Genomic DNA, 24,789 nt, shown 5'->3' with positions numbered 1-24,789 from the left:
TTTGGCATCTTAAAATCTGAACTATTATACTTGCAAGAGTTTAATAGTATCGAACATTTTGAAGAAGAATTAAGGTTATATATTGAGTACTATAATTACAAACGAATGAAGGCAAAATTAAAAGACCTAAGCCCGGTAGAATACCGAACAAAGGTCTTGGAAGCCGCCTAACAAAATATGTCTAACTTTTTTGGGTCAGTTCAGATCGTTGTCGGTTATTCATTTTCCTTATTTCTTCAATATCTTCCTTACTTAGCATTGTCGTTGCTTCTTTATATGCCAAGTTACTAAATGAAGAAAACATTTGTTTAAAAATAAATTGAGGAAATAGATTATTCATAAATGAAATTAATTTCCATGTGTATTTTTCTAGTTTTGGACGAAATAATATCTTTGCAGCTTTATATTCTACATCTTTAGGTGTAAGCCATTTTTTTGTAACAGCAGATTGTAAAGTAAGAGTACTAACTCTTTCTGGATATTTGGAAGCAAAATATATACCACTAGGTCCACCTGCAGATATAGCTATTACGTGGACTTTCTTTAAATTTAAATGATCTAATAGTTTTAAATAATACTCGCAAGCTGTAGATAGACTTTCACCTATTTCTTTTGATGTATCTCCATATCCTGCTCTTGAGGGAGTTATTATAGAAAACCCATTATCAATTAATGCTTTATAGCCAAACTCTTCATTACAATTTGAATGTCCACCGTGTAAAACGAATATAGGCTCACCTTTACCAATAATTGAATATTCAATCGTTCTATTATTTATTGATAACTTTTCTATTCTTCTTTCCATAAATTAACTCCCTCCTTTTTTTACCATAATAGACCATTAAAACTATTCCTACAATCAAAAATAAAAATTGCCTTTTTAAATGTCACGGTTATAAGGGAGAGAATTTGCGTTATATATCAGAAACAACTATCCGTTTATTGATAAAGGGATGTTCAAACTCCAGTTGGATAGCATGTAATTCATAATCACCTGATGCCGTTTTTCTTGCGTCATACATAGTGTCACCTACAATAGGATGTCCAATATGGGCCATGTGCACGCGGATTTGATGGGTACGACCCGTTTCAAGCACTAAATGGACAAGGCAAGTTTGTTTGAAGCGTTTTACCACTTCAAAATGTGTAATGGCATGTTGACCGGATTTTGAAACGACCCGTCGAGTAGCGTGATGACGATCTTTGCCAATTGGGGCATTGATTGTACCACTTTCTTGACGGATATTCCCTTGGACTTCTGCCTCATACGTTCGAACAATCGTTTTTTCTTCAATCATTCGATCGAAAATGGATTTTGCTATAGGATGCTTAGCTACTAATAATAAACCTTTTGTTCCGCGATCTAAACGGTGAACATGCTCAGCGTAATGTCCTCCACATGCGATAATATGCGCCATAACATGATTCATACAAGTGTCCACATCGCGCTCATCATTAGGATGGGTAGCCATCCCTTTTGGTTTTGATACAATAAGACAATGGTCGTCTTCGTATTGAATCGTTAAGCCGCAATGGGAAGTAGGTTTATAACTAGATGCGGGTACTTCATAGTGAAAGAACAGGATAGTGCCGACACGAAGTGGTTCTTTCCAAATGACAGGTGTCGAGTCTTCGTAAGTTACGGCTTTTGCCATTCGTAATTCATGGACAATCTTTTTTCCAAGGCGCCATTTTGTGCGCAACAATTCTTCCACGGATAGTCCTTCTTGTTGAACTTCATATTGGAACATAATATACCTCCAAAATAACAATAATCGTGCTCTATATAGAACACGATTATGAAATAGTAATACCTTTATTATTTTACTTGCTCTAAGAAATCATAAATCACTTTTGTATCTTTAGAATAATCTCCAACAATACGACTTACTTCTTTTCCATCTTTAAAGTAAATTAAAGTTGGTGTTGCTGTAATTTGATAATCATTCCAACCTTGATTGTATTCAAGAATATTATATTGATCGATATGAACACCTAATTCTTCAGCAATAGGCATAAGAGCAGGTGTCATTTTTTGACAGTGTGGACACTCTGGGCTGAACATATACGCTACGACAGGTTCGCCAGACGCAATTTTTTCTTCTAAAGCGTCGGGAAGAATGATGTTTTGATAATTTTCATCGGATAATAAATCAATCGTTGATTGATTTAAGTTATCTGTATCATAAGGATTGTCTTTTAATTTATCTTCGTTTGCTAAGTTAGTAAGTATAATAATAGCTGCAAATAAAACAACGACAATAGCACCGATAATACCTAGTTTTTTCATTGTTTTTCCCCCTTTAAAACGTTGATCATGTAGAAACTAGTGATGGCAATTAAAATGAAAGCAAGTCCAGCTAAAAATGGAATTGTAATAAATCCTAACCAGTTTATATATTGGCCTGTACAAGGAACTCGTCCACATGCTGGTGCTGATTCAGTTAAGAAATCTAGTTTTTGTATACCGTAATGATAAAGAGAGATGGCTCCACCAATACATGAAAAAACTGCAGTTGTTACGGCAATTCGTACATTTTTTTGGATGTAAGCTACTGTCGTAATGAGTAATATCGGGTACATCAAGATTCGTTGATACCAGCAAAGCTCACACGGTTCGTAGCCACGAACTTCAGAAAAATAGAGTGAACCAAGTGTTGCTACTAATGACACAAGCCATATAAATAGCAAACTATTTTCTAGTTTTTTATTCATTTAGCATCTCCTAGTAATCATATTATTACGCAGACTGATTATAGATTGTTCATAAAAATAAGTAAATTATTTTGAATTACGGATAATTATACTATAAGAAAATGATTTGACCAATCCATCATAGGAAATGTACAAAAAATGGACTAAAAGTAACTTGTATACCGCAACATATATTTTAAATCGAATTCTAAATGCTTCCTTATTAATTCCTCTGCTAAATCACTATCCCTTGATGCAATAGCCCGATATATTTCTTCATGTTCCTCATATAGTAACGGTCGTTTACTTTTCAACAATGTACGACTAAATAAGTCGAAGATGGCATCCGTCTTTTTTGCCTCTTCTATTATAACGGGGTTGTTCGATTCTAAAATAATAAGATTATGAAATTTTTTGTTTGCGCTTACAATTTCTTCAATAGTTCCGTTTTTCGAGTCTTTCATCGCCTGTTTTAGTAGACTTAAATTTTCTTTGGACATTTTTTTTGCAGCTATTTTTACAGCATAACATTCGATTAAAGTTCTTAATTCTGAATTGTGGATTAAATCATTTCTAGTAGGTTTATACACTCGCTTGTCCTTGATTAATCCTTCTTGTTCTAAATGACGAATTGCTTCTCGTATTGGTGTTCGACTTACGCCGATCGTAGCTGCTAATCGTTCCTCAACAAGTTTTGTCCCACCAGGTAATTCTCCGCTTAATATGTTGTTACGTATCGTTTCATAGGCTAAGTGATAAGCGTTAGAAGTACTAGTATTATTTACTTGCATTTCGATCCCCCTAGTAACGCTAAATTCCTTTTTATTATACACTTAAATTTCCTATTAAATGAGAATAACTTTCAAATGTAACCAAAAATTAATCAAATGTTTCATTCAAAAGTATGAGAAGACAACAAATGCCAATTACTATGGACTAATGATATGATGAAATTAGAAAATAGTTTGTTCATTTAGAGAGGTGTACACAGTTTGTCAGTAAGCGATCATTCTAATATAACGATTCTGAAAGAAATAGCCGAATTACTTAATGAAGAAACCGATTTAATTCCTATGCTGAAAGGTGCGTTATCGAAATTTTTAAGTGGAACAAATTTTGAAACAGGCTGGATTTTTTTCATTAACGAAAAGGGAAAATCGGAATTAATAGCCCATGAACATTTACCAGAAGCCCTTGCGTTCAACGGTTGTCAACATTTAAAAAAAGGTGGATGCTGGTGTGTTTCCCGCTATCGAAATCATGAGTTGGAGAAGGCTTCTAATATTATCGAATGCCAGCGGATTGAAGCGGCTATTGAAGCGAATATAGGGGATAATGCAAATATTACTCACCATGCAACAGTACCATTGCAATCGGGGGAAGAACGATTTGGTATTTTAAATGTGGCTTCTCCAAATACAGTAAGTTATACAGAGGAAGAACTGGAATTATTAGAATCGGTTGCCTTTCAAATGGGGTCTGCCATTAAGCGTATTAATTTAACAAAACAAGAACAGGAGATTGCCCTTGTACAGGAAAGAAATCGCCTCGCTAGAGATTTGCACGATTCTGTTAATCAGTTATTGTTTTCCGTCACTTTGACTGCCCGAGCAGGAATTGAGATGAGTGAACAGCAGGAAATAAAAGAAACTTTTAAAGAGATTCAACAACTTACCCAATCAGCTTTAACGGAGATGCGTGCACTGATATGGCAACTGCGTCCAAAAGGATTGGAAAGTGGGTTAATTGAAGCAATAAAAGCCTATGCTGAAATGTTAAATATTAAATTAACAGTAAACGTTTCGGGCGTTATTCAATTCCCGTCCCGTGTGGAAGAAACGTTATTTCGAATTACACAAGAAGCATTAAACAACGTACGAAAACATGCAGGTGTACAAGAAGCGATTATTTATATCACAGTTACATCAACAGATATTTTATTTGTTATTAAAGATGAAGGAAGGGGATTTGTCATCGATCCCAAATTAAGCCTTCCTTCGATTGGATTACAATCGATTAAAGATCGTGCCATTGCTATTGGTGGTACAGCTGATTGGGTTAGTGAAATTGGTAAGGGGACGGAACTGTTAATCCGTCTACCTTATTAGGGGGAGAGAAAATGATTCGAGTTTTAATTGCAGACGATCATCATGTCGTACGTCGCGGTTTATTATTCTTTTTAAAAACACAAAAGGATATAGAAGTAATTGGGGAAGCGAAAAATGGGTTTGAAGCGGTCGAGCTGGTAGAATCACTACAACCAGATATCGTCTTAATGGATCTTGTTATGCCTGAAATGGACGGGATACAGGCGACGAAAAAAATTAAAGCAAAATGGCCGAACGTTGCTATCTTAATGCTGACGAGTTTTTCTGATAAAGATCATGTTTTACCTGCCATAGAAGCAGGTGCTGCAGGATATCAGTTAAAAGATATCGAACCAGATGAATTAGTAAATGCCATTAGACAAATTATTCGCGGTGAAAACATTATTCATCCTGTTGCCACTTCCCAATTAGAAGAGGTACTACGGGAAGAAGAAAATTTACCCCATGTGAAAAATCCTTTAACACCGCGGGAAAGGGATGTGTTAGCTGAGTTAACGAAGGGGAAAAGCAACCGAGAAATTGCTTCTTCATTATTTGTAACGGAGAAAACGGTTAAAACCCATATTTCGAATATTTTTACGAAGTTGGAAGTGCAAGATCGAACACAAGCTGCCCTTTATGCAGTAAAACACGGTTTAACCGAAGGCAGTGGGCTATGAATAAATGGGTAAAGTACGAATAAAAAGCAACTTTAAGGAATACCTTAAAGTTGCTTTTTAATACTTTAGAAATGATAATCCTCTTCCACAGCGGTAGGAATTTCATGGGGTTCGATATGGACGAGCACTGTACAAAATGGATTGAATCGTTTCACAGTGGAATCGATTTTTTCTGTAATTTGATGACTTTCCCAAACATTTAAATATGGATTTACTGTTACGGTTACATCGATAAAATGGACATTTCCATGGGTTCTCCCTTTAAAATCCACTAAATCAATAACCCCATCAACATTTTCAATGAGGACGGATAATGTTTCGGTATCTTCAATATCAAAACTGTCCGTTAAAGTTTGAACCGACTCCCAAAAAATTTCGATTGCTGTTTTAATAATAATAATCCCAATAACGAGTGCGGTTAACGTATCAATAATTGGATAACCGATAATTGCTCCGAATATTCCGATTGCTGTCCCGATACTAACAAGGGCATCAGAACGGTTATCATAGGCTGCCGCCTTGACTGCTGAACTATTAATCTTTTTAGCAAGGGACAAGTTATAGCGATATACCGCGTACATAACGAAGGCACTTCCTATTGCAACGACTGCTGTTAACGTAGAAGGGCTTTGGCGTACAGGATTCCATAAATTCATGACCGAACTAAGGAGGACTTGCAAACCAACCATCATCATAATAAATGAAGCGATCATGGAAGCAATCGTTTCCGCTCTAAGATGGCCGTAAGGATGATTTAAATCAGGAGGACGTTGAGAAATTCGAAGTCCAATTAGTACGGCGATAGAAGCAATGATATCTGTTGTATTATTTAATCCATCGGCTTTTAATGCTTCTGAATCTCCAAAATAACCGATTGTAAGTTTGATGGAGCTTAAGAATAAATAGGCAATAATGGAAAGCCATGCCCCTTTTTCCCCAGCTCGTAAATTTGTATATAGCTCCACTTTGTTTCCTCCTGGCAAAACTTTAGAACATGATAAAACGACCTTCCGAAATTCGGAAAGTCGTTTTTAAATAAAGTAAATGTTTAATTAGTTATCTTCTTCTGATTCCTCTTCTTCTGTTTGTGCGGATTCAGGTAATTTTGTTACTTCTATATAAAGAATATGATGTCCATCGGATTCTTTTATTTTAAATTCGTAGCCTTGGAAATCAAAGCTATCGCCTTCAACAGCATCAAATCGTTGTGTTAAGAACCAGCCACCGATAGTATCCACATCTTCATCGTCGATTTCAATTCCTAACATGTCATTTACTTCTTCTACTAACATTTTTGCATCTATTATATAATGATCATTACTAATTTCTTGAACTTCGGGAATTTCATCATCGTCAAATTCATCTTGAATTTCCCCGACAATTTCTTCAATAATATCTTCAATTGTGACTAAACCAGATGTTCCGCCGTACTCATCCATTAGTATTGCCATATGAATTCGTTCTTGTTGTATTTTAAGTAATAAATCACTAATCGGAACTGTTTCAAAAACACGGATAATTGGTTGCATATATTCTTGGATAGATTTGTTACCGTTTGCAGGATCTTTAATATAAGCCGTTAATAAATGTTTTAAGTTTACTAGACCGATTACATGGTCTTTATCTCCATCAATAACAGGGTATCGTGTATATTGTTCCACGCCCATAACTTCAAATACTTCTTTTATAGTTAAATCTTTTTCGATACTAGTAATTTCAGTTCGAGGTACCATAATTTCCTTCGCAGTACGGTCAGAGAATTCAAAAATACTATTAACGTACTCGTATTCTGAATGATTAATCTCTCCACCTTTATAACTATCGGTTAAAATAATGCGAAGTTCTTCTTCAGAATGCGCTACTTCAGATTCAGAAACCATTTTATAACCAAATAATCCAGATAAAGCGCGGGCAGATCCGTTTAACGCTTTAATGAATGGGTACATAACATTATGGAACATAATTAATGGTCCTGATAAGTTTAAAGTAAGTGCTTCTGATTTTTCGATGGCAAACGTTTTGGGAGTTAATTCCCCTACGACAACGTGTAAGTAAGTTACGATGATGAATGCAACAACGACTGAAAGCACTCCAGATATTCTTGGATCTAAATTAAACATATCAAATAAAGGATGTAAAATTAAATCAAAGGTAGGTTCACCTAACCAACCTAAACCTAATGCAGTAATTGTAATACCTAATTGACAAGCTGATAAATACTCATCTAGATTTGAAATAACTTTCTTTGCTTTCATTGCTTTTTTGTTGCCTTCCGCAACTAATTGATCAATACGTGTTGATCGCACTTTTACAATTGCAAACTCTGTTGCAACGAAAAATGCCGTAGCAGCAATTAACAACACAAATGCTGCCAACCGAATGGTTAGCTCTACTATGTCTACGTCCAAATATTTTCTTTGTTTCCAGCCCGAATGAGGGGAGCAAACAAAGAGTACACCTCCTGTTAAATAAAAAATAATTGAATAATACAATGATAAAATATTTTATGCAAAAATACAAATTGAAAACATGCTCTTAGGAAGAATATTCACATTTTTAGAGACGAATTTCCTAGTAGGATTAGATTAATAGATGGTTAAAACAGAAGAGTTACATAGCTTACATAAAAATGTTTTCCCTATTTTCTAAAAATTGTTGACTTTCAAAAAATGGGTGTGCTACCCTTTAATAGAAAATAAACTTAAGGAAAGGGAGGTTAGGATTATGAAAATTAAATTAAATTTGCCGCCAGCAATTCAATATGTTAATCCAAGCCTTCCTATATATTTCTTATGTTTATAGCTTAAACGCGCATAAATTTAAGCAAAAAGGGATACAGGTATTGGATACTTGTATCCTTTTTTTATTGAGCATCTATCACAAAAAAGGATAGGTGCTTTTTTGCTTATAAGACATTCCAAATTATGGATATGTTCGGTGTAGAAGACAATCGAATAAGACATCATGGAAAGGATTTATGTAGAGTTGTTTAAGTACAAAATGTAAGAGAGGGAGAGATGTAATATGAAAAAGTGTTACGCAAGAAAGTTGTTAAAAGATGGGTTTGTAGATAGTGGATAGGAAAGAGAATGATGAATAGGAAAAGAAGGTGCCTAAATGTTTGATGTTTTATTTAAATTAAAATGGTTTTTTAAAAGTTATTGGAAAAGATATACGATTGCAGTCGTTCTCCTAATGATCGCCAATGTAGTGGAAGTAATTCCACCGTGGATAATTGGTGCTGCGATCGATGAAATTGCTATGAATTCGATGACGGCTGACTCGCTACGTAATTATTTATTAGCGATTATTCTAATTATCGTTGTTGGATATGCGATGAATTTCACTTGGCAATATCAATTGTTTGGTGGGGCTATTACCCTCGAACGAATTTTTCGAAAAAAATTGATGCACCAATTTTTAAAAATGACACCAACTTTTTACGAAAAAAATCGAACGGGCGATTTAATGGCTCGTGCTACGAATGATTTAAATGCAGTGTCATTAACGGCAGGGTTTGGCATTATGACCTTGATGGATTCTACAATTTACATGGGTGCCATTATTTTAGCGATGGGGTTTTTAATCTCTTGGAAGCTAACGCTTTTCTCCATGCTCCCGATTCCAATTATGGCAGTACTTATGCAATATTTGGGCAAAATTGTTCATGAACGTTACATGACAGCCCAGGAATCCTTTGGTGAAATAAATGATAGTGTACTTGAGTCGGTAGCGGGTGTTCGGGTTATCCGAGCATATGTACAAGAAAAGAAAGATGAAAAACGCTTTGCACAAATGAGTGAAGAAGTGTACCAAAAAAATATCCATGTAGCGAAAATTAACGCGTTATTCGGTCCGATTACAAAAATTGGTACAGGGATAAGTTATGTCGTTGCTTTAGGATATGGTGCTGTTCTTGTATCAAATGGTGATATGACAGTAGGTCAGCTTGTTACCTTTAACGTCTATTTAGGTTTAGCAGTATGGCCGATGATGGCTATTGGAGAGCTTATTAATGTAATGCAACAAGGTAACGCTTCCCTAGATCGTGTTCAAGAAACTTTAGACTATGAACAGGATGTAAAAAATATAAATAATCCAATAACAGTAGAGAGTCCATCATCTATTGGATTTGATCAATTTTCTTTTAAATATCCGATGTCTCAAATGACAAACATACAAAATTTATCATTACATTTAAAACAAGGTGAAACTTTAGGAGTTGTCGGGAAGACTGGTGCCGGAAAAACAACTTTTGTAAAACAACTCCTTAGAGAATATCCATTAGGTGAAGGGCAGTTTACGATTGGAGACATTGATATAGCAAAATTATCGAAGGAACAGTTATTAGAGTGGATAGGATACGTTCCGCAAGATCATGTTCTTTTCTCCAGAACAATCCGTGAGAACATTTTATTTGGGAAAGAAGATGCAACAGAAGAAGAAATAAATGAAGCGGTAAGAATGGCTTACTTTGAAAATGATTTAAAAAATTTACCGTTAGGAATGGAAACATTAGTTGGTGAGAAGGGAGTTTCCCTCTCTGGTGGACAAAAGCAGCGGGTATCGATTGCCCGGGCGCTCATTAAAAATCCAGAGATTCTTATATTAGATGATTCCTTATCCGCAGTCGATGCAAAAACGGAAGCAAAAATTATCGAAAATATTGGTCGTGTCCGAAATGGAAAAACAACCATTATTACAACCCATCGTTTATCAGCTATTCAGCATGCAGATCATATTATCGTATTGGATGATGGCCGAATTATAGAAGAAGGTACCCATGAGGAACTTCTTCAAAAGGAAGGCTGGTATAAAGAACAGTACGATCGACAACAGCTAGAGGAGGTGTCTAGCGAATGAGTACGAGTAAACGTTTAGTTCAATATGCATTACTATTTAAAAGACCTATTTATATCGGATTATTTTTACTAACAATCGCGGTATTAACCGATTTGGCAGGACCATTCATCGCGAAATACATTATTGACCATTATATGACACCAGGTTCATTACAGTTTGAACCGATTATTCATTTATTAATTGTGTTTTTTGTATTGGCGATTGCAACTGCTGTTTTAAGATACTTTATGTATATTTATTTACAAATTGGGGCGAACCGAATTATTCAAAAGCTACGCCAAGACGTTTTTGGACATATTCAAACAATGCCCATCGACTATTTTGATAATTTACCTGCAGGGAAAATTGTAGCGCGGGTAACGAATGATACGGAAGCCATTCGTAATTTATATGTTCAAGTGTTATCCCAATTTGCAACAAGCTTTATATCCATTTTCGGAGTATATATAGCTCTTTTCATATTAAATGTGAAAATGGCCCTTGTTGCATTAGTCGTTGTCCCGATCGTTTATTTTTGGATGATTGGTTATCGGAAATATGCTGCCCAATATAACCATGTTGTTCGAACTAAGATTGCAGATATTAATGCGATGATTAATGAGTCGATTCAAGGAATGACCATTATTCAAGCCTTCAAACGGGAAGAGCAAATGAAGGAAGAATTTGCTGAAATGAATAATGAGCATTATGAATATCAAAGAAAATTATTGTTTTTAGATTCAGCGACAGCATTTAATTTAGTGAATGTTTTACGTTTAATCATCTTCGCTATTTTTATTTACTATTTTGGTACCCAGTCCATGACTACTACAGATGTCATTACTGCGGGAACTTTATACGCTTTTGTTGACTATATTACGAGATTATTTAGTCCGATCGTTAATATTGTCAATCAATTCTCCCAATTGGAACGGTCCCTTGTTGCTGGTTCTCGTGTCTTTAAATTGTTAGATCGAAAAGGAGAGCCGGTAAGCACACAATCCATTCCAAGATATGAGGGGAATGTAGTGTTTGATAATGTATCCTTTGCTTATAAAGATAATGACTATGTATTGAAAAATATTAATTTTACTGCAAGAAAAGGGGAAACAGTAGCCCTTGTTGGTCATACAGGATCAGGGAAAAGTTCTATTATGAATTTGTTATTCCGCTTCTATGATCCTCAAAAGGGAAAAATTTTAATAGACGGTCAAAATATTCTATCCATCCCCCGTCAAGCCTTTCGTGAGCATATGGGAATTGTATTACAAGACCCTTATTTATTTACAGGAACGATTGCAACAAATGTCAGTTTAGGGGATCCACGTATTTCTAGAGAAACGGTTGAAAAAGCGTTAACTGCAGTAGGGGGAGAAAGGGTTTTAAAAAATCTTGAAAAGGGATTAGATGAACCGGTAATTGAAAAGGGAAGTACCCTATCTTCAGGGCAAAGGCAATTAATATCCTTCGCACGGGCATTAGCCTTTGATCCGGCGATTTTAATACTAGATGAAGCAACGTCTAATATTGACACGGAGACAGAAGAAATTATCCAGCATGCGATGGAAGTTTTGAAAAGAGGAAGAACGACTTTCATTATCGCCCATCGTCTATCAACAATTAAAAATGCTGATCAGATTTTAGTATTAGATAGGGGAGAAATTGTGGAACAAGGGACTCATGATGAGTTAATCGCATTAGGTGGTCGTTATGAGACGATGTACAGATTACAGGCAGGGGCCCTTCAATAAGAAGAAAAGTGAAGCTAGTCCTAAATGAGTTCCCATCGTTATTACAAAAGGGAAGCATTTGGGCTAGCTCTTTTTTATAAATAAGTATTGCAGTTTTATAACGAAGGTCGTATATTTAGGGTAACGAAATATATAGAAAATTCGAATTAGTCTTTACATAGTTATGTAAGTGAACGAGTGAAATGTTTGGAAAGCGGTGTAGTCGCTATGTACAAATGGATGAAAAATAGTTATAAAACAATCAAGTCATTTAATCGAAATGTTCGATTGTTTATGGTTGCCAATGTGCTTATTCAAATAGGCATGGGTGTATTTATGGTAATGTACAATCTTTACATTCGGGAGTTAGGTTATTCGGAGGCAGTCAATGGAAGCGTTATTTCTATAAATTCACTCGCAACGGCATTAATGTTAGTACCTGCTGGAATTATTAGTGATCGTTATGGAAGGAAATCCATTCTTTTAATAGGGACGCTTATAACAGCTATAATGCTTTTTGGAAGGAGTATCGTTTCAGTCGAACAACCAATTCTCACCTTTGCCTTTATAGCTGGTATCGTTTGGGCGTTTGTTCAAGTATCAGCTGTTCCTTTTCTAGCTGAGAATTCAAAACCAAATGAACGGATTCAATTATTTAGCATTCATTTTTCTTTCGTGACGATAGCAAATGTCCTTGGAAATTTACTTGGGGGATTTGTAGCAGATGGCTTTCAATTCTTTTTCCAATTGGGAGAAGTAGAAAGTATTAGAGGGTCGTTAATGATAGGAGCAGCAATTTTTACAGTCGGATTAATTCCGCTCCTTCAATTAAAAACGAGTGAAAGGTCCCAAAAGGATGAAAAAGCGTTACAAAATAAGCGATTAAAAGAAGATGATAATGGTGACAGCAACTTTAAGAAAAACTTTAAAATGATTGTTTTATTTGGCATAGCCAATTTAATGATAGGAACTGGATCTGGATTAGTTATTCCGTACTTAAATTTATATTTTGCCAATCGTTTCGATGCATCGAATTCCTATGTAGGGTTCATTATTGCATTAGGATCTGCAATGACAGCCGTTGCAATGTTGATAGGACCGATTTTAGTAAAAAGAGTAGGGAAAGTTCGGGCGTTAGTCATTTTTCAACTTCTATCAATACCATTTTTATTTTTAACTGCTTATACAAATTCGTTGTTCATTGCTTCCGTTGGATTTTTAATGAGGCAGGCATTGATGAATGCAGGAAATCCGATTCAGAGTGCCATTGCGATGGATGTTGTTCATGACAAGTATAAAGGTCTTGGTAACTCGGTAAGTCAGATGGTTTTTAATATTGGTTGGGCAACGATGGGGCTTCCTGCTGCTTGGCTCGTTACGACCTATGGAAATTACTGGGGTTATGCTTATACCTTTACGATTACGGGATGTTTATATTTAGTAGCCTCCACATACTTTTATATCGTTTTTGCTCGAAAATATAAAATAAAGGAAGTATAAAGAAGGGCGAGTTCGACATATCCGAACTCGCCTTTTATCAATCATAAACATGGAAAAGCATTAATTCATGAATCATTTTTTTAACTGTTTCTTCTTCTTCCTTAGAAGGTTTGGTACCTAACCATACAATTTTTCCATCTTTTTTATACTCAGCTTTATATTGTTGCTGTTTGTAGTAAAAAGATATCACCCACCCCGGCAATAAATTGTTTTCAAATAAAGGCTTAAATTGAAAATGTTGAATCATACGAATCCCCCTTGAAACTTTCGATTACGTTTATCGTACTAAAAGTGGGAAAGAAAGGCTAACATTATCTTTAAATCCATTTCCTTTGATATAATTGGAACACAGTTTGAAAGAAATGAGAGGATTTAGATGGAAAATGTAGTAGTCACGATCATTTTTATGGCAGTAGTTGGAGCATTAATCGGGGGATTTACGAATTATCTTGCGATTAAAATGTTGTTTCGACCATATAATGCACTATACATCAAAAATTGGCGTATACCGTTTACACCAGGTCTCATTCCGAAACGTCGTCAGGAATTATCAAAACAAATTGGTGCAACTGTAAAAAATTATTTATTAACTCCTGAAGTTTTTCAAAAGAGACTATTTAATGAAGACATTCGTTCGTCGGTTTTACAATTTGCCCAAAAGAAAGTCGAAAAAACAGTTTTTACAGATGATAAAACAATATATGACTGGTTAAAGTTAGGCGGATTTGAGCATTTGCCAAATACAATTGAAGAAAAAGTAGATTTGTTAATTGAAAAGCAATTTAACACGATGAAAACAACAATTTCTACTAAATCGATTGAGGAACTTTTACCAAACGATATTCAACAGGCTATCGATAAAAAAATTCCTGAAATCACTTCATACCTTTTAGCAAAAGGGGAGGAATATTTCCAATCCACAAAAGGTGAGATGACGATTAAAAATATGATGGATGACTTTTTAGGTTCAAAAGGTTCCTTCGGTGGAATGATTCAAATGTTATTAGGAGATTCAACTTCCATCGTATCGAAAATTCAAAAGGAAATTATACATTTTTTAAACGCACCTGGAACGAAACATTTATTAGTTAACATTTTCTTAAAAGAATGGGATACTATTAAACAACAGCCGGTTATAGAGTATCTCGAGAATATTGATTTTGATAACATTTTAAAAAATATTCAACGTTACGCAAAACAAGAACTTAACATTCAAGAACATCTTCAAAAAACGATTAGCTATTATTGGCCACAAGGGAATGAATATGTTAAAAATGAGTTGTTACCTAAATTAGTTCATAAAGGGTTTACGGAAGCTGAAAGTAAACTGGAAGATGTATTAAATCGTTTGAATTTAGAGGAAGTAGTTCGGGAACAAGTGGATTCTTTCCCTTTAGAAAAATTAGAAGAGCTTGTAATCGGGATTGCCAACAAAGAATTGCAAATGATTACGATTTTAGGTGCTGTATTAGGTGGAGCAATTGGTATTTTACAAGGATTAATTGTCTATCTTTTAAATTAAAAATGAGAGTGGGAAATTTTTTGATTAACATTTATGAAGACATTAACAAATTAGAAGCGTCTTTACGTCAAACGGATGAATTTAAAATTTTGAAAGATGCAGTTGAAGCTGTTCGAGCAGATGAAGAAGCGACGAAATTGTTTACGAATTTCCGTGATATTCAAATGAAGCTTCAACAAAAGCAAATGAACGGTGAAGAGTTACAAGAAGATGAATTAATCTTTGCACAAAAGGCTGCTCAATTAGCCCAATCAAGCCCGAAAATTTTAGCTATGTTAGAGGCTGAAATGGCTTTAAGCAAAGTAATTGAAGAAGTAAATCGTATATTAGTAAAACCTATCCAGTCTTTATACGACGGATTGTAATAGTTTAAACCACACAAAAAAATTGTGTGGTTTTTTTATGAAGAAAATAAATGTCAATATAAAAGTAATACATTTTAATGAACAATTTGTTATATTTAAATGACATGTTATAATTAACGTTTGAAAATCTCCCTTCACATACATCGCTGATTAGATAGGCTGTTTAGGGAGTAGGAATTCTCCTTTGTTGTTAAATGAACGAATATTAATAGGGAAGAGAGTATAAACGATGAAAAAGATCCAAGTTAATGAAGTGTTTAAAGAAGATTGGAATCGCGTGTTAAATCATATAGCAAATTTATTTTTTGAAGACTCAAAGATTGTAGTAGCTGCCGACGATGCAGAACTTTCTTTTCGTTTTCATTATTCAATAGATAAAGATTTCTCCATTCATACAGCTTGTGAATTAGAAGTAGAAAACGAAACATATACAAGTGATTATTCGATTCGTTATGAATCGGAAGGAACGGAAAAAGAACAAGGTATCCGTATGAAACGTGCCTTGTCCCATGTGATGTTAGATGCCCTTGAGCAATATACAGGCATGACCCAACAATGGGGCATTTTAACGGGAGTGCGTCCTACAAAGCTTTACCACAAATATCGGAAACAAGGATTAAAGGATGAAGAAATATTTGCTATTTTGAAAAAGGATTTCCGTATATCAGATTCTAAAATTGCCCTTATGCGTGAAATTGTTAAACGCCAATTAGAGACAATTCCAGATTTAGACGAAATCGGTAAGGAACTTTCAGTTTATATTGGAGTTCCATTCTGTCCGACAAAGTGTGCCTACTGTACATTCCCAGCCTATGCTATCGCAAGCAATAGGAAAGCTGGTCGTGTCGAATCTTTTATCGATGGATTGCATATCGAAATTCGTGCAATGGGAAAATGGCTTAAAGAAAATAATATGAATATTACTTCCGTTTATTGGGGTGGAGGTACTCCTACTTCAATAGAAGCCCATGAAATGGATGCCCTTTATCAAACGATGTTTGAATCCTTTCCAAATCCAGAGAAAATTAGGGAAATTACGGTAGAAGCAGGTCGCCCTGATACGATTACGATTGAGAAAATAGAAGTATTAAAAAAATGGGGAATTGATCGTATTTCAGTTAATCCTCAAAGTTATACAGATGAAACTTTAAAAGCGATTGGTCGTCATCATTCTGTACAAGAAACAATCGATAAATTTTGGTTATCTCGTAACTCGGGAATGAACAATATTAATATGGATTTAATTATTGGTTTACCAAATGAAGGAATTGAGGAATTCCAACATTCATTAGACGAAAGTGGGAAAATGCAACCTGAGTCGTTAACCGTACACACTTTATCTTTTAAACGGGCTTCGGAAATGACCCATAATAAAGATAAATATAAAGTCGCTGATCGTGAGACGGTTACAAAAATGATGGAAATGGCAAGTACTTGGACAGCTGAAAACGGTTATGTTCCCTATTATTTATACCGTCAAAAAAATATTTTAGGTAATTTAGAAAATGTCGGGTACTGTAAACCAGGAGAAGAAAGCATCTATAATATTGTGATTATGGAAGAAGTTCAGACGATTTTAGGAATAGGTTGTGGCGCTTCAACGAAATTTGTTAATCCGGTAACAGGTAAAATTACACAATTCCATAATCCGAAAGATCCGGCTGCCTATATTATGACCTTTGAAGAGACTATTGAGAAAAAAATTGAAATGCTAAATGATTTGTACCATACACAGATTAAGCAGTAGATTTTGTAAGACAGAGAATTGTTCTCTGTCTTTTTTTAACACGAACTGTATAAATACAAGTTATTTTTGTTTCAAAGTACTAACATTTTTGTTTTATTTATGTTTCAAAAATCCTTTCATTTTTACAAAATAATAGGTAAAATGAAAGAACCTAAAAGACAGAAAATTCTTTTTATAGTAAATTTAGTATTTGGAAAAATTTGTAATATACTAAAATTTTATGTATAACTTAAATATAAGATTTGAAAAAGTAGTGGGAAATAGATAGGAAGTGAAAATATGCAAGAACTAAAGGAATTAAACATTACGATGACCGCTCTTTCAAGAGAAGAACGTTTCGAAGAGTTTTTTAATTTGTTTGACCCTACGGTAAGTCTTGCATTAGAAGAACAAAATTTCACCATATTAATAGATCTATATTGGAATCGGAGTTGGATTTCTTATCAATTAGGAGATATTCAATCTTGTATTGCTGATTTAAAAAAGGCTTCAGAGTGGATTGATGAGTATGGAACGACTGAACAAAAAATCAAATATTTTAATTCCTTTGCAGCTGCTTGTGGAGAACTTGGTAACAAAGATAAATATTTGGAATATTTAAATAAGGCGAAAAATTTAGCGGTTCAATATAATGATCTATCATTACTTTGCAATATTTATAATAATTTAAGTGTACATTATATAGATATAGGTCAATCGGAAGAAGCAGTTGAACTTCTTACAAAATGTCTTCAATTATCAAAGCAGTTTTACGAAGAGCGTGGTTTTGATATTCCTGCCTATTTACATATTCGGTTAAATTTAGCCAAGGCCTATACAGAACTTCAGCAATTTGATAAAGCTGAAGAGCTTTTTGATTTTTTATTTTCTTACATTGAAGGTAAAAAAATGGTGAAACCTTCTATTTATGTTTATCAATATAAAGGACTATGGTTTAAAAAACAAAAACGTTATGAAGAAGCGTGTGAAATATTAGAGAAAGCAAAAGGGTTTGCATTAAATAACAATGATTTAATTCAATTAGAAGAGATTAATAAAACTTTAGTAGAAATTATGACGGAGCTAAATGATAAAGATCGTTTAATCGCAATTCAGAAAGATTATATTAATATTCTTTTAAAGTTGAAAGAAATTAATTTAAATCAAAATTTAATGCAAATAGAAGTCTCTCAAAATAATAAACAATACGAATCAATGTCAACGAAGGATCCATTAACAAATTGCTATAACCGTCATTATTTTGAAAAAAATATAAAAGAATGGTTAGTAGAAGCTCAACAGCAAGATGGTCTAATCGGGTTTATCATTTTCGATGTAGATTATTTTAAAGAAGTAAATGATCAATACGGCCATTTAGCTGGTGATGATGTATTAAAGAGAATCGCTTACGAGGCAAATCTTTGTTTAGCTAATTATAATAGCTTTTTGGCTAGATATGGCGGAGATGAATTTATTGCAATTTTAAAAGTGGAAAACTTAAAAGAATTACAATCGATTGTGGAAAATCTTCATAAACATCTCACTTCATTAGTGATAGAGGTAAATGATCAAAAAATTCCGATTCATATTAGTATCGGGGTAAGTACGAATTATCGTGGAATGATTACAGATGAAAAGAAAATTTTTAAATTAGCTGATGATGCATTGTATAAATCAAAACGAAATGGGCGAAATCAATATACAGTTAATTAAAAAGAATAGACAAGGGCTATTCTTTTTTATTGTTCAACGTAAGGCAATCAATGAGTCGATTTGAGAGGATGGTAACTTTAAAGGGAATATAGCAATATAATAAAAGTGGTATTAGAAAAGAACTAATACCACTTTTATTTTGGTAGAATATTTTAATTTGCTTTTAAGATGATTAGTTTTTAATAAATAATTCGAACACATCTCCAAAGTCTTCTTTTGAGTAGTTGTTACTGCTTTCTTTTAACCATTGGTTAGCAAATTCAGCAATGGATTTAAAGGATTCGGCAGGGGATGTTTGTCCATAACCTGTTGAAGAAACACTTCTTGTTGCATACTCTAAACTATCAAACATAAAGTTGCGGTGTTTTTCATTATCTCGCATCATACGTTCAATTGTAATTAAGCTTTTATAAAGATCTTTAATTTTTTCAGCATAACTTTTATTAATATCAATTGATAATGGCGTTTCGCCAATTGTGAATTTTATTTCAATATCAAGGTCAATTGTTCCTGCAGTTTCGAGCGATACTTGGCGTAACGTATTATATTTATAATCGTAACGTCTTAATGTACGCTTTTTACTTACTGCGGAATCACCATCAACATGTATAAGGGCAAAATTAGTAAAACAATATTCATCCGCTTTTGTTTTTATAAGGAAGTAAATTTTTTCGCCCTTCTCATGTAAAACGTAATCATCCGATTCTGTTTTATCGTAGTCTTGAGGTTCAATTACTTTACCGATATCCGAAAGTCCTAAAGCGTCTGCTGCAAATTTCTTAATCATTAATTTCTCTCCTTTTACTAGTGCTTCTGTTGTAAAAACAGTTGGTGCTAGAATTGTTTAACTATTATTATATAATTTTCACTTTTCAAAAATTAACCTAATAATTCTGAAAATATGATAAAATAAATATACCATTTAATTTCTATTTTAGAAAGCTACCAATAATTGGTTTAGAACGAAAATTCGATTCCAATTAAAATATAAATATATTCATAGGAGAGCCAAATGCCAATTCATACGATTATTTTTGACTTAGATGATACATTATTATGGGATAAAAAAAGTATACAAACTGCTTTTGAAAAGACATGTTATTATGCTTCAACAAAATATAATATAAAACCGGAGGAGCTGGAGGCTGCGGTTCGGCTCCATGCTCGTAAATTATATGAATCTTATGAGACCTATGAATATACAGTATCGATTGGGATAAATCCCTTTGAAGGATTATGGGGTACCTTTGACGATTCGTCTGAATCATTTCAATTAATGAAAAAAATCGTTCCGACTTATCGAAAAGATGCTTGGACAAACGGTCTGAAAGCTATCGGGATAGATGATGTCGCATTAGGTGCTGAACTCGGTGAACGTTTTGTAGAAGAACGGAAAAACTCACCTTTCGTATATGAAGATACATATAAAGTACTTGATGATTTGAAGGGGAAATATCAGTTAGTTTTATTAACAAATGGAGCACCTAGCTTACAAAATTTAAAATTAAAAATTACCCCGGAAATTAAATCCTATTTTGATCATATTATTATTTCTGGTGATTTTGGAGTCGGAAAACCGGACGCCTCCCTTTTTGAATATATGATGGAGAAGGCAAATATTCAGCCAAATCAAGGGATAATGGTAGGCGATAATTTAAATACAGACATATTAGGTTCTGCTCGTGTCGGTATGAAAAACGTTTGGATTAATCGGGAAGGGAAAAGTAACGATTCTAAAGTAACACCAACCTTCGAAGTGAAGTCTTTAACCGAATTTAAAGAACTGCTAAAGAATTTATAACAAGGAAAGCGAAATGACAGTGCAAATGTCATTTCGCTTTCTATTTTCCTGATGTCATTGTAAAACAGAGAAAAAAGGAACTACTACAATCATTATCGCCAAAATGAAAACGGCAATGGCACCTTTTTTGTTTTGCTCTTTCCATAGGGTGATGGCAAAACCAACTGCGTATAGAAACATGATGACAATAACCAACCAAATGATTAAGTCCAACCTAATCGCCACTTCCTTCTAAAGCAGGAACTTCACTTTGTTTACCAAATTGCCCAAAATTAATGTTAACCGATACATTCACTTGTAAATCAGGATATTTTTCTCCCCAATTGTATTTTTCGTATGCTGGAATCGTTGGAAATTGTTTTCTAACATCAAGGGACCAACCAAATGGTTCCCCTTTAAACTCCTTTTGCGTCTTCTTAATGAGATTATCAAATTTCGTAGTAATACGTTCTTCAATATCATTTTTTAAAATCTTTCTTTTTTTACTATCTACTGCATAGTTAATCATACTATGATTTGATAGAACTTCCACATATAGAGGAATCGTTATATCAATTGTTGGATTATCCCCGTTCAAATTTATCTTCACTTCATTATTTCTTTTCTTTACTAACCTTGTGACAACCTGATGCTCCCTATCAAAAGGGTCGGGAAATGTTGTTAACATATGCCCAGAATTTAATGTATCATTTAGTAGTATAGTAAGTCTTGTTTCTTCGCTCGTTAAAGTCCCTAACATCCTACCTTCTTTAAAAACAGCAGATCCAGCGAATTCTGAATTATTCGTTTGTCCTTCTGCATTAAATTCCCCAGCTATAAAATTATCTTCGCCTTTACGATTGTCTGAAGTGTCTTTTTCAGTAGTAGCGTATATTCCTAAAAAAATCGATCCTTTTGCTTCGATAATTCTAAAATATTTGTTAATATCCGTATCAGGTATATAACCTGTTCGAATACCATATTCGAGTATTAATTCAAAAAATTTATGAACCCTCGTTTCAAGTTTAGGTTGAGTTTTTTCTAGAAATTGACTAGCATCCTCCTTTGTTACAATCAACCGAACACCTCGTTTTATTTCCGGTTCCTTTGCAACATCATACATTAATCGTACAAAGTTTTTGTCTTTCGCTAATTCTTCCGAAACAAGAAGATAGCCTAGTTGTGTATATGAAACCTGTTTTGTAATGACCGTATTCGCCATATCCTTCGCAGAAATTAAATCATTCGTTTGAAAAGTAATAATTTCTCTTGGAGGTTCATTCGATCCTTGTCCACCTTCTGATCTAGATAATTCAGGATTCGTAATAAGAAATGTTATTTTAATTTGATTTTCTTCTTCTCCTTTATCTAGTCCAATGGCAAAAGCATAGGCCCTTTCATCTATAGCTAACTGATCCCAACAACCACTTAAAAAAATTAACATTAAAAAAAGGCACGATAATTTACTCAGCTGCTTTCTTTTTATCATTTTTTGAACCTCCTTTTAGCTTTGCTAATACCCATATAACAAATGGTAGGAACAAAAACACTGGAGTAACTAGTTTTAAAAATTCTCCTCTTAACGTATAAATTGCAAAGGTTGGAGTTTCAGGTATCATACCGAAAAATACGATTAATGTTGCAAGTATAGGGATAATGAATTCCTTTTGACTAATTTTAAATAGAGTGCTGAATAATAAGACGCTTATATAAAAGTAAAAGGAAAATCTCGCAAAAGTTGCAATTAACCAAAAGGGAAAGAATAGCGACTCTGTATTTCTTATAAACCCGAGTTGGATTGTTCGTATAGACTCATGGTAAGGATAGTCGATTAGCTTTATACCATTAAAATCAAACAGCATTACATAAGACATAATGGCTGTAGAAATTTCAATCGTTATAAAGGCTAACCCAATCCACATCCCTTTTTTTAAAACCTTTGTACTCTTTAAATACGAAGCAATGAATGCAAAATAAAATAAATCTGCAAAAATAGATATATAAGATGTACTTCCTTTTATAATTTCCCATTTTCCTGTTCCAAATAGAGGGAAAATAAATTCGGGACGACCTTGTAAAACTATTAATACTAAAACGGTTAATGCGGTAACTTTTACACCGGCAATAATAATCCATGCATAGGAACTAATATGTTCAAAACCTTTTTTTGCTCCATATGCCGCTACAGAAATTAATACTGCGTAAATAACAATAGTAGGTGTATCGTTAAAGTACATCGTTCCCATAATATCTGTATAAATGGAGGAATCGATGATAAGGGCAGAGATTTGAATAATCCATAATGCGAATAGGACGAAAAATCCAACATATTTCCCGAATACTTCTTTAATAATTTCAACAAAAGTTTTATTTGGATATATTGTGAAAATTTTTAGTATAAAAAAAACGGGTAAGATGGTTGTGACCCCAATAATAATAGGTGCCATCCAAGCAGCACTTCCCATACTACTAAAAAATAGACTTGGTGTATCATCCGCCAATTTTGTTCCGATTGTAAGAATAATAATGGCGATAAATTCTCTTGTACCAATTGTCCCCTTTGTTTTGTCCATCGCTATTCTCCTGCTTTTTTATCCATATCTTTCGGTTTTAAATAACCGGGTCTAAATATTTGATTTTGTAATAATTTCCGGAACACAGTATCCTTTGAGGAAACATATTTTGGTGTCATCGGAGATAAATATGGAACCCCAAAAGTCTTGATGGATAGCATATAAAATAAAATGACAGTAAATACTGCTGCCATCCCATAAAATCCGAAAAGTGCCCCTGAGATAATAAATAGAAATCTTAATAATCGAATGGTGAAATTCATATTAATATCACCAATTACAAAGGAGGATAAGCCGCCAAGGGCAACGATAATGACTACAAGTGGACTGACAATATTCGCTTGTACAGCCGCTTGTCCTAATATTAAAGCTCCAACAATGCCAATGGTTGGACCAATCGGGCTTGGCACTCTTAAACCAGCTTCCCTAATAAGTTCGAAGGCGATTTCCATTAACAATATTTCAATGACCGATGGGAATGGTACAATTTCTCTAGTTGCTGAGATTGCTAAAAGTAAATCTGTTGGAATCATTTCCACATGATAATTTGTGATGGAAATATAGGTAGCAGATGCAAATAAAGTGATAAATAAGGCTAAAATCCGTAATGATCTTATAAAGTTTGCAAATAGTATACGTAAATAATTTTCTTCGGAAAGATGAAAAAAAGACCAAAAAGTCGCGGGTAATACTAAAGATGTCGGTGAATTATCCATTAGTAAAATGATAAAACCATCTTCTAAATAGGCAACTGCCCGATCTGGTTTTTCCGTATTTAAAATAGTTGGAAAAATGGATTTTTCCCGGTCTTCAATAAATTGTTCTAATAAAGAGAGGTTTTGTATAGATGCTACATCTAGTGAATTGACTCTTTCTTTCACTGATTGAAGTAATTCGTCATTTACTAAATCCTTCATGTAAAGAATATATAATTCATTATTGGCTCTTACGGAAACTGGGGTTATTTCAACAATGAGACTTTCATTTTTAATCTTCTTCCGAATTAATGAAATGTTCGCCACTGCTTGTTCATTAAATGCTTCCTTTGGTCCTTTAAGGGATACTTCATTTTCTGCTTTTTCTATAGATCTTCCTTGAAATTTGCTTGCATCGATAATATAAGCCATGGAATGTCCATCAACGAGAATTACAACATTTCCTTTATTTATTTCTTTTAATATATCCCCAATTATTTCTACATTTTTAATTGTTTTCGTTGATAGAATATCTTGAACTTCCTTCGAATCATCACTATTTAATAGTAGGTTTTTTATAACTTGATTTTCAATGACTTGGGAATCTGTAATGGTACTTATATAGATGATAGAAGCCTTTTTATTTAATCCGCCAATAAGAAGGTTTCGAACTTTAACATCACTATTGATAGGAATCGAGTAAAAGGAATTGAAAATCTCCATAGTACTTTGTAAATTTCCACTAATTGTTTCTTTCTTTAGAGAAATTGGATCTAATGATAATTGTTCCGACAATGATGGTTGCCCCTTTCTCTTTTTCCAGAAATACAATACTTTTATATTGCTCATAAATAATGGTTTTATGTACTTTATCAAGTATTA

Annotated in this window: 23 protein-coding genes and 1 pseudogene; 11 read left to right on the top strand and 13 right to left on the bottom strand. The window is 33.9% G+C overall.

Annotated elements, in window-relative coordinates; translation table 11 throughout:
• The coding region (locus EC501_RS03440) for an IS3 family transposase (RefSeq protein ID WP_148037792.1) at positions 1-171 on the top strand (171 nt) is incomplete at its 5' end.
• 31 nt (positions 172-202) lie between these two features.
• Here the strand turns inward: EC501_RS03440 and EC501_RS03435 are convergent.
• From EC501_RS03435 to EC501_RS03415, 5 genes and pseudogenes are all read right to left on the bottom strand, one after another.
• Positions 203-805, bottom strand: a pseudogene (locus tag EC501_RS03435) (alpha/beta fold hydrolase); the annotation flags it as partial.
• A gap of 109 nt (positions 806-914) precedes the next feature.
• Positions 915-1,751, bottom strand: coding sequence for an RluA family pseudouridine synthase (locus EC501_RS03430; RefSeq protein WP_122970895.1), 837 nt, complete (start codon positions 1,749-1,751; stop codon positions 915-917).
• Between the two features lie 68 nt (positions 1,752-1,819).
• Positions 1,820-2,290 carry a thioredoxin family protein gene (locus EC501_RS03425; protein WP_122970894.1) on the bottom strand — a complete coding sequence of 157 codons (471 nt, stop codon included), beginning with the start codon at positions 2,288-2,290 and terminating at the stop codon, positions 1,820-1,822.
• On the bottom strand, positions 2,287-2,715 hold the full coding sequence (locus EC501_RS03420) for a disulfide oxidoreductase (protein WP_122970893.1): 429 nt from the start codon (positions 2,713-2,715) through the stop codon (positions 2,287-2,289). The genes EC501_RS03425 and EC501_RS03420 overlap by 4 nt, the downstream gene beginning before the upstream one ends.
• 143 nt (positions 2,716-2,858) lie before the next feature.
• The gene (locus tag EC501_RS03415) at positions 2,859-3,485 is read right to left on the bottom strand and encodes a GntR family transcriptional regulator (protein ID WP_122970892.1); all 627 of its coding nucleotides are present in this window, start codon (positions 3,483-3,485) and stop codon (positions 2,859-2,861) included.
• A 201-nt stretch (positions 3,486-3,686) separates the two neighbouring features.
• On the opposite strand from EC501_RS03415, the gene EC501_RS03410 reads away from it, so the two are divergent.
• Positions 3,687-4,802 carry a GAF domain-containing sensor histidine kinase gene (locus tag EC501_RS03410; RefSeq protein WP_122970891.1) on the top strand — a complete coding sequence of 372 codons (1,116 nt, stop codon included), beginning with the start codon at positions 3,687-3,689 and terminating at the stop codon, positions 4,800-4,802.
• 11 nt (positions 4,803-4,813) lie between these two features.
• A complete protein-coding gene (locus EC501_RS03405; RefSeq protein WP_122970890.1) occupies positions 4,814-5,461 on the top strand; it encodes a response regulator in 648 nt (215 codons plus the stop codon).
• A 65-nt stretch (positions 5,462-5,526) separates the two neighbouring features.
• Here EC501_RS03405 and EC501_RS03400 read toward each other — a convergent pair whose 3' ends face one another.
• Both EC501_RS03400 and EC501_RS03395 read right to left on the bottom strand, forming a co-directional pair.
• Entirely contained in the window at positions 5,527-6,426 is a 900-nt protein-coding gene (locus EC501_RS03400; RefSeq protein ID WP_122970889.1) for a cation diffusion facilitator family transporter, read from the bottom strand.
• Positions 6,427-6,513: 87 nt separating this feature from the next.
• Positions 6,514-7,836 (bottom strand): hemolysin family protein, encoded by a 1,323-nt coding sequence (locus tag EC501_RS03395; protein WP_174232642.1) that lies wholly within the window; start codon positions 7,834-7,836, stop codon positions 6,514-6,516.
• A 742-nt stretch (positions 7,837-8,578) separates the two neighbouring features.
• On the opposite strand from EC501_RS03395, the gene EC501_RS03390 reads away from it, so the two are divergent.
• The 3 genes from EC501_RS03390 to EC501_RS03380 all read left to right on the top strand — a co-directional run bounded on the left by EC501_RS03390 (position 8,579) and on the right by EC501_RS03380 (position 13,533).
• Entirely contained in the window at positions 8,579-10,324 is a 1,746-nt protein-coding gene (locus tag EC501_RS03390; RefSeq protein WP_122970887.1) for an ABC transporter ATP-binding protein, read from the top strand.
• Positions 10,321-12,054 carry an ABC transporter ATP-binding protein gene (locus EC501_RS03385; RefSeq protein WP_122970886.1) on the top strand — a complete coding sequence of 578 codons (1,734 nt, stop codon included), beginning with the start codon at positions 10,321-10,323 and terminating at the stop codon, positions 12,052-12,054. Before EC501_RS03390 ends, EC501_RS03385 begins: the two co-directional genes overlap by 4 nt.
• 186 nt (positions 12,055-12,240) lie before the next feature.
• Complete coding sequence (locus tag EC501_RS03380) at positions 12,241-13,533, top strand: MFS transporter (protein ID WP_338322883.1); 1,293 nt, start codon at positions 12,241-12,243, stop codon at positions 13,531-13,533.
• A gap of 37 nt (positions 13,534-13,570) precedes the next feature.
• Here the strand turns inward: EC501_RS03380 and EC501_RS03375 are convergent, their stop codons facing one another.
• On the bottom strand, positions 13,571-13,780 hold the full coding sequence (locus tag EC501_RS03375) for a YheE family protein (RefSeq protein ID WP_122970885.1): 210 nt from the start codon (positions 13,778-13,780) through the stop codon (positions 13,571-13,573).
• Between the two features lie 129 nt (positions 13,781-13,909).
• Between EC501_RS03375 and EC501_RS03370 the strand changes: the two genes are divergently transcribed.
• The 4 genes from EC501_RS03370 to EC501_RS03355 all read left to right on the top strand — a co-directional run bounded on the left by EC501_RS03370 (position 13,910) and on the right by EC501_RS03355 (position 18,859).
• Positions 13,910-15,055 (top strand): DUF445 domain-containing protein, encoded by a 1,146-nt coding sequence (locus tag EC501_RS03370; RefSeq protein WP_122970884.1) that lies wholly within the window; start codon positions 13,910-13,912, stop codon positions 15,053-15,055.
• 20 nt (positions 15,056-15,075) lie between these two features.
• Positions 15,076-15,420 carry a YlbF/YmcA family competence regulator gene (locus EC501_RS03365; protein WP_122970883.1) on the top strand — a complete coding sequence of 115 codons (345 nt, stop codon included), beginning with the start codon at positions 15,076-15,078 and terminating at the stop codon, positions 15,418-15,420.
• A gap of 229 nt (positions 15,421-15,649) precedes the next feature.
• Positions 15,650-17,167 (top strand): coproporphyrinogen III oxidase, encoded by a 1,518-nt coding sequence (locus EC501_RS03360; RefSeq protein WP_122970882.1) that lies wholly within the window; start codon positions 15,650-15,652, stop codon positions 17,165-17,167.
• Between the two features lie 279 nt (positions 17,168-17,446).
• Positions 17,447-18,859: a tetratricopeptide repeat-containing diguanylate cyclase gene (locus EC501_RS03355; protein WP_122970881.1), complete on the top strand. Its 1,413-nt coding sequence runs from the start codon at positions 17,447-17,449 to the stop codon at positions 18,857-18,859.
• A 172-nt stretch (positions 18,860-19,031) separates the two neighbouring features.
• Here the strand turns inward: EC501_RS03355 and EC501_RS03350 are convergent, their stop codons facing one another.
• Positions 19,032-19,646 (bottom strand): PH domain-containing protein, encoded by a 615-nt coding sequence (locus EC501_RS03350; protein ID WP_122970880.1) that lies wholly within the window; start codon positions 19,644-19,646, stop codon positions 19,032-19,034.
• Positions 19,647-19,871: 225 nt separating this feature from the next.
• Here EC501_RS03350 and EC501_RS03345 point away from each other — a divergent pair, with 225 nt between their 5' ends.
• A complete protein-coding gene (locus tag EC501_RS03345; protein ID WP_122970879.1) occupies positions 19,872-20,660 on the top strand; it encodes an HAD family hydrolase in 789 nt (262 codons plus the stop codon).
• 54 nt (positions 20,661-20,714) lie between these two features.
• On the opposite strand, the gene EC501_RS18345 is transcribed toward EC501_RS03345, so the two are convergent.
• Genes EC501_RS18345 through EC501_RS03330 form a run of 4 tightly spaced genes read right to left on the bottom strand, consistent with a single transcriptional unit; the run spans position 20,715 to position 24,702 of the window.
• Entirely contained in the window at positions 20,715-20,873 is a 159-nt protein-coding gene (locus EC501_RS18345) for a hypothetical protein (protein WP_158599663.1), read from the bottom strand.
• 1 nt (position 20,874) lies between these two features.
• A complete protein-coding gene (locus tag EC501_RS03340; RefSeq protein WP_122970878.1) occupies positions 20,875-22,128 on the bottom strand; it encodes a Ger(x)C family spore germination protein in 1,254 nt (417 codons plus the stop codon).
• Complete coding sequence (locus EC501_RS03335) at positions 22,103-23,212, bottom strand: GerAB/ArcD/ProY family transporter (RefSeq protein ID WP_122970877.1); 1,110 nt, start codon at positions 23,210-23,212, stop codon at positions 22,103-22,105. Before EC501_RS03335 ends, EC501_RS03340 begins: the two co-directional genes overlap by 26 nt.
• 2 nt (positions 23,213-23,214) lie before the next feature.
• On the bottom strand, positions 23,215-24,702 hold the full coding sequence (locus EC501_RS03330; protein ID WP_241559263.1) for a spore germination protein: 1,488 nt from the start codon (positions 24,700-24,702) through the stop codon (positions 23,215-23,217).
• Between the last annotated feature and the right edge of the window lie 87 nt (positions 24,703-24,789).

Source organism: Lysinibacillus halotolerans, from assembly GCF_003711845.1.
In the GTDB taxonomy this organism is placed as follows: Bacteria; Bacillota; Bacilli; order Bacillales_A; family Planococcaceae; genus Ureibacillus; species Ureibacillus halotolerans.
The sequence above is the reverse complement of the archived record's forward strand: the minus strand, read 5'-3'. Positions and strand labels throughout refer to the sequence as shown.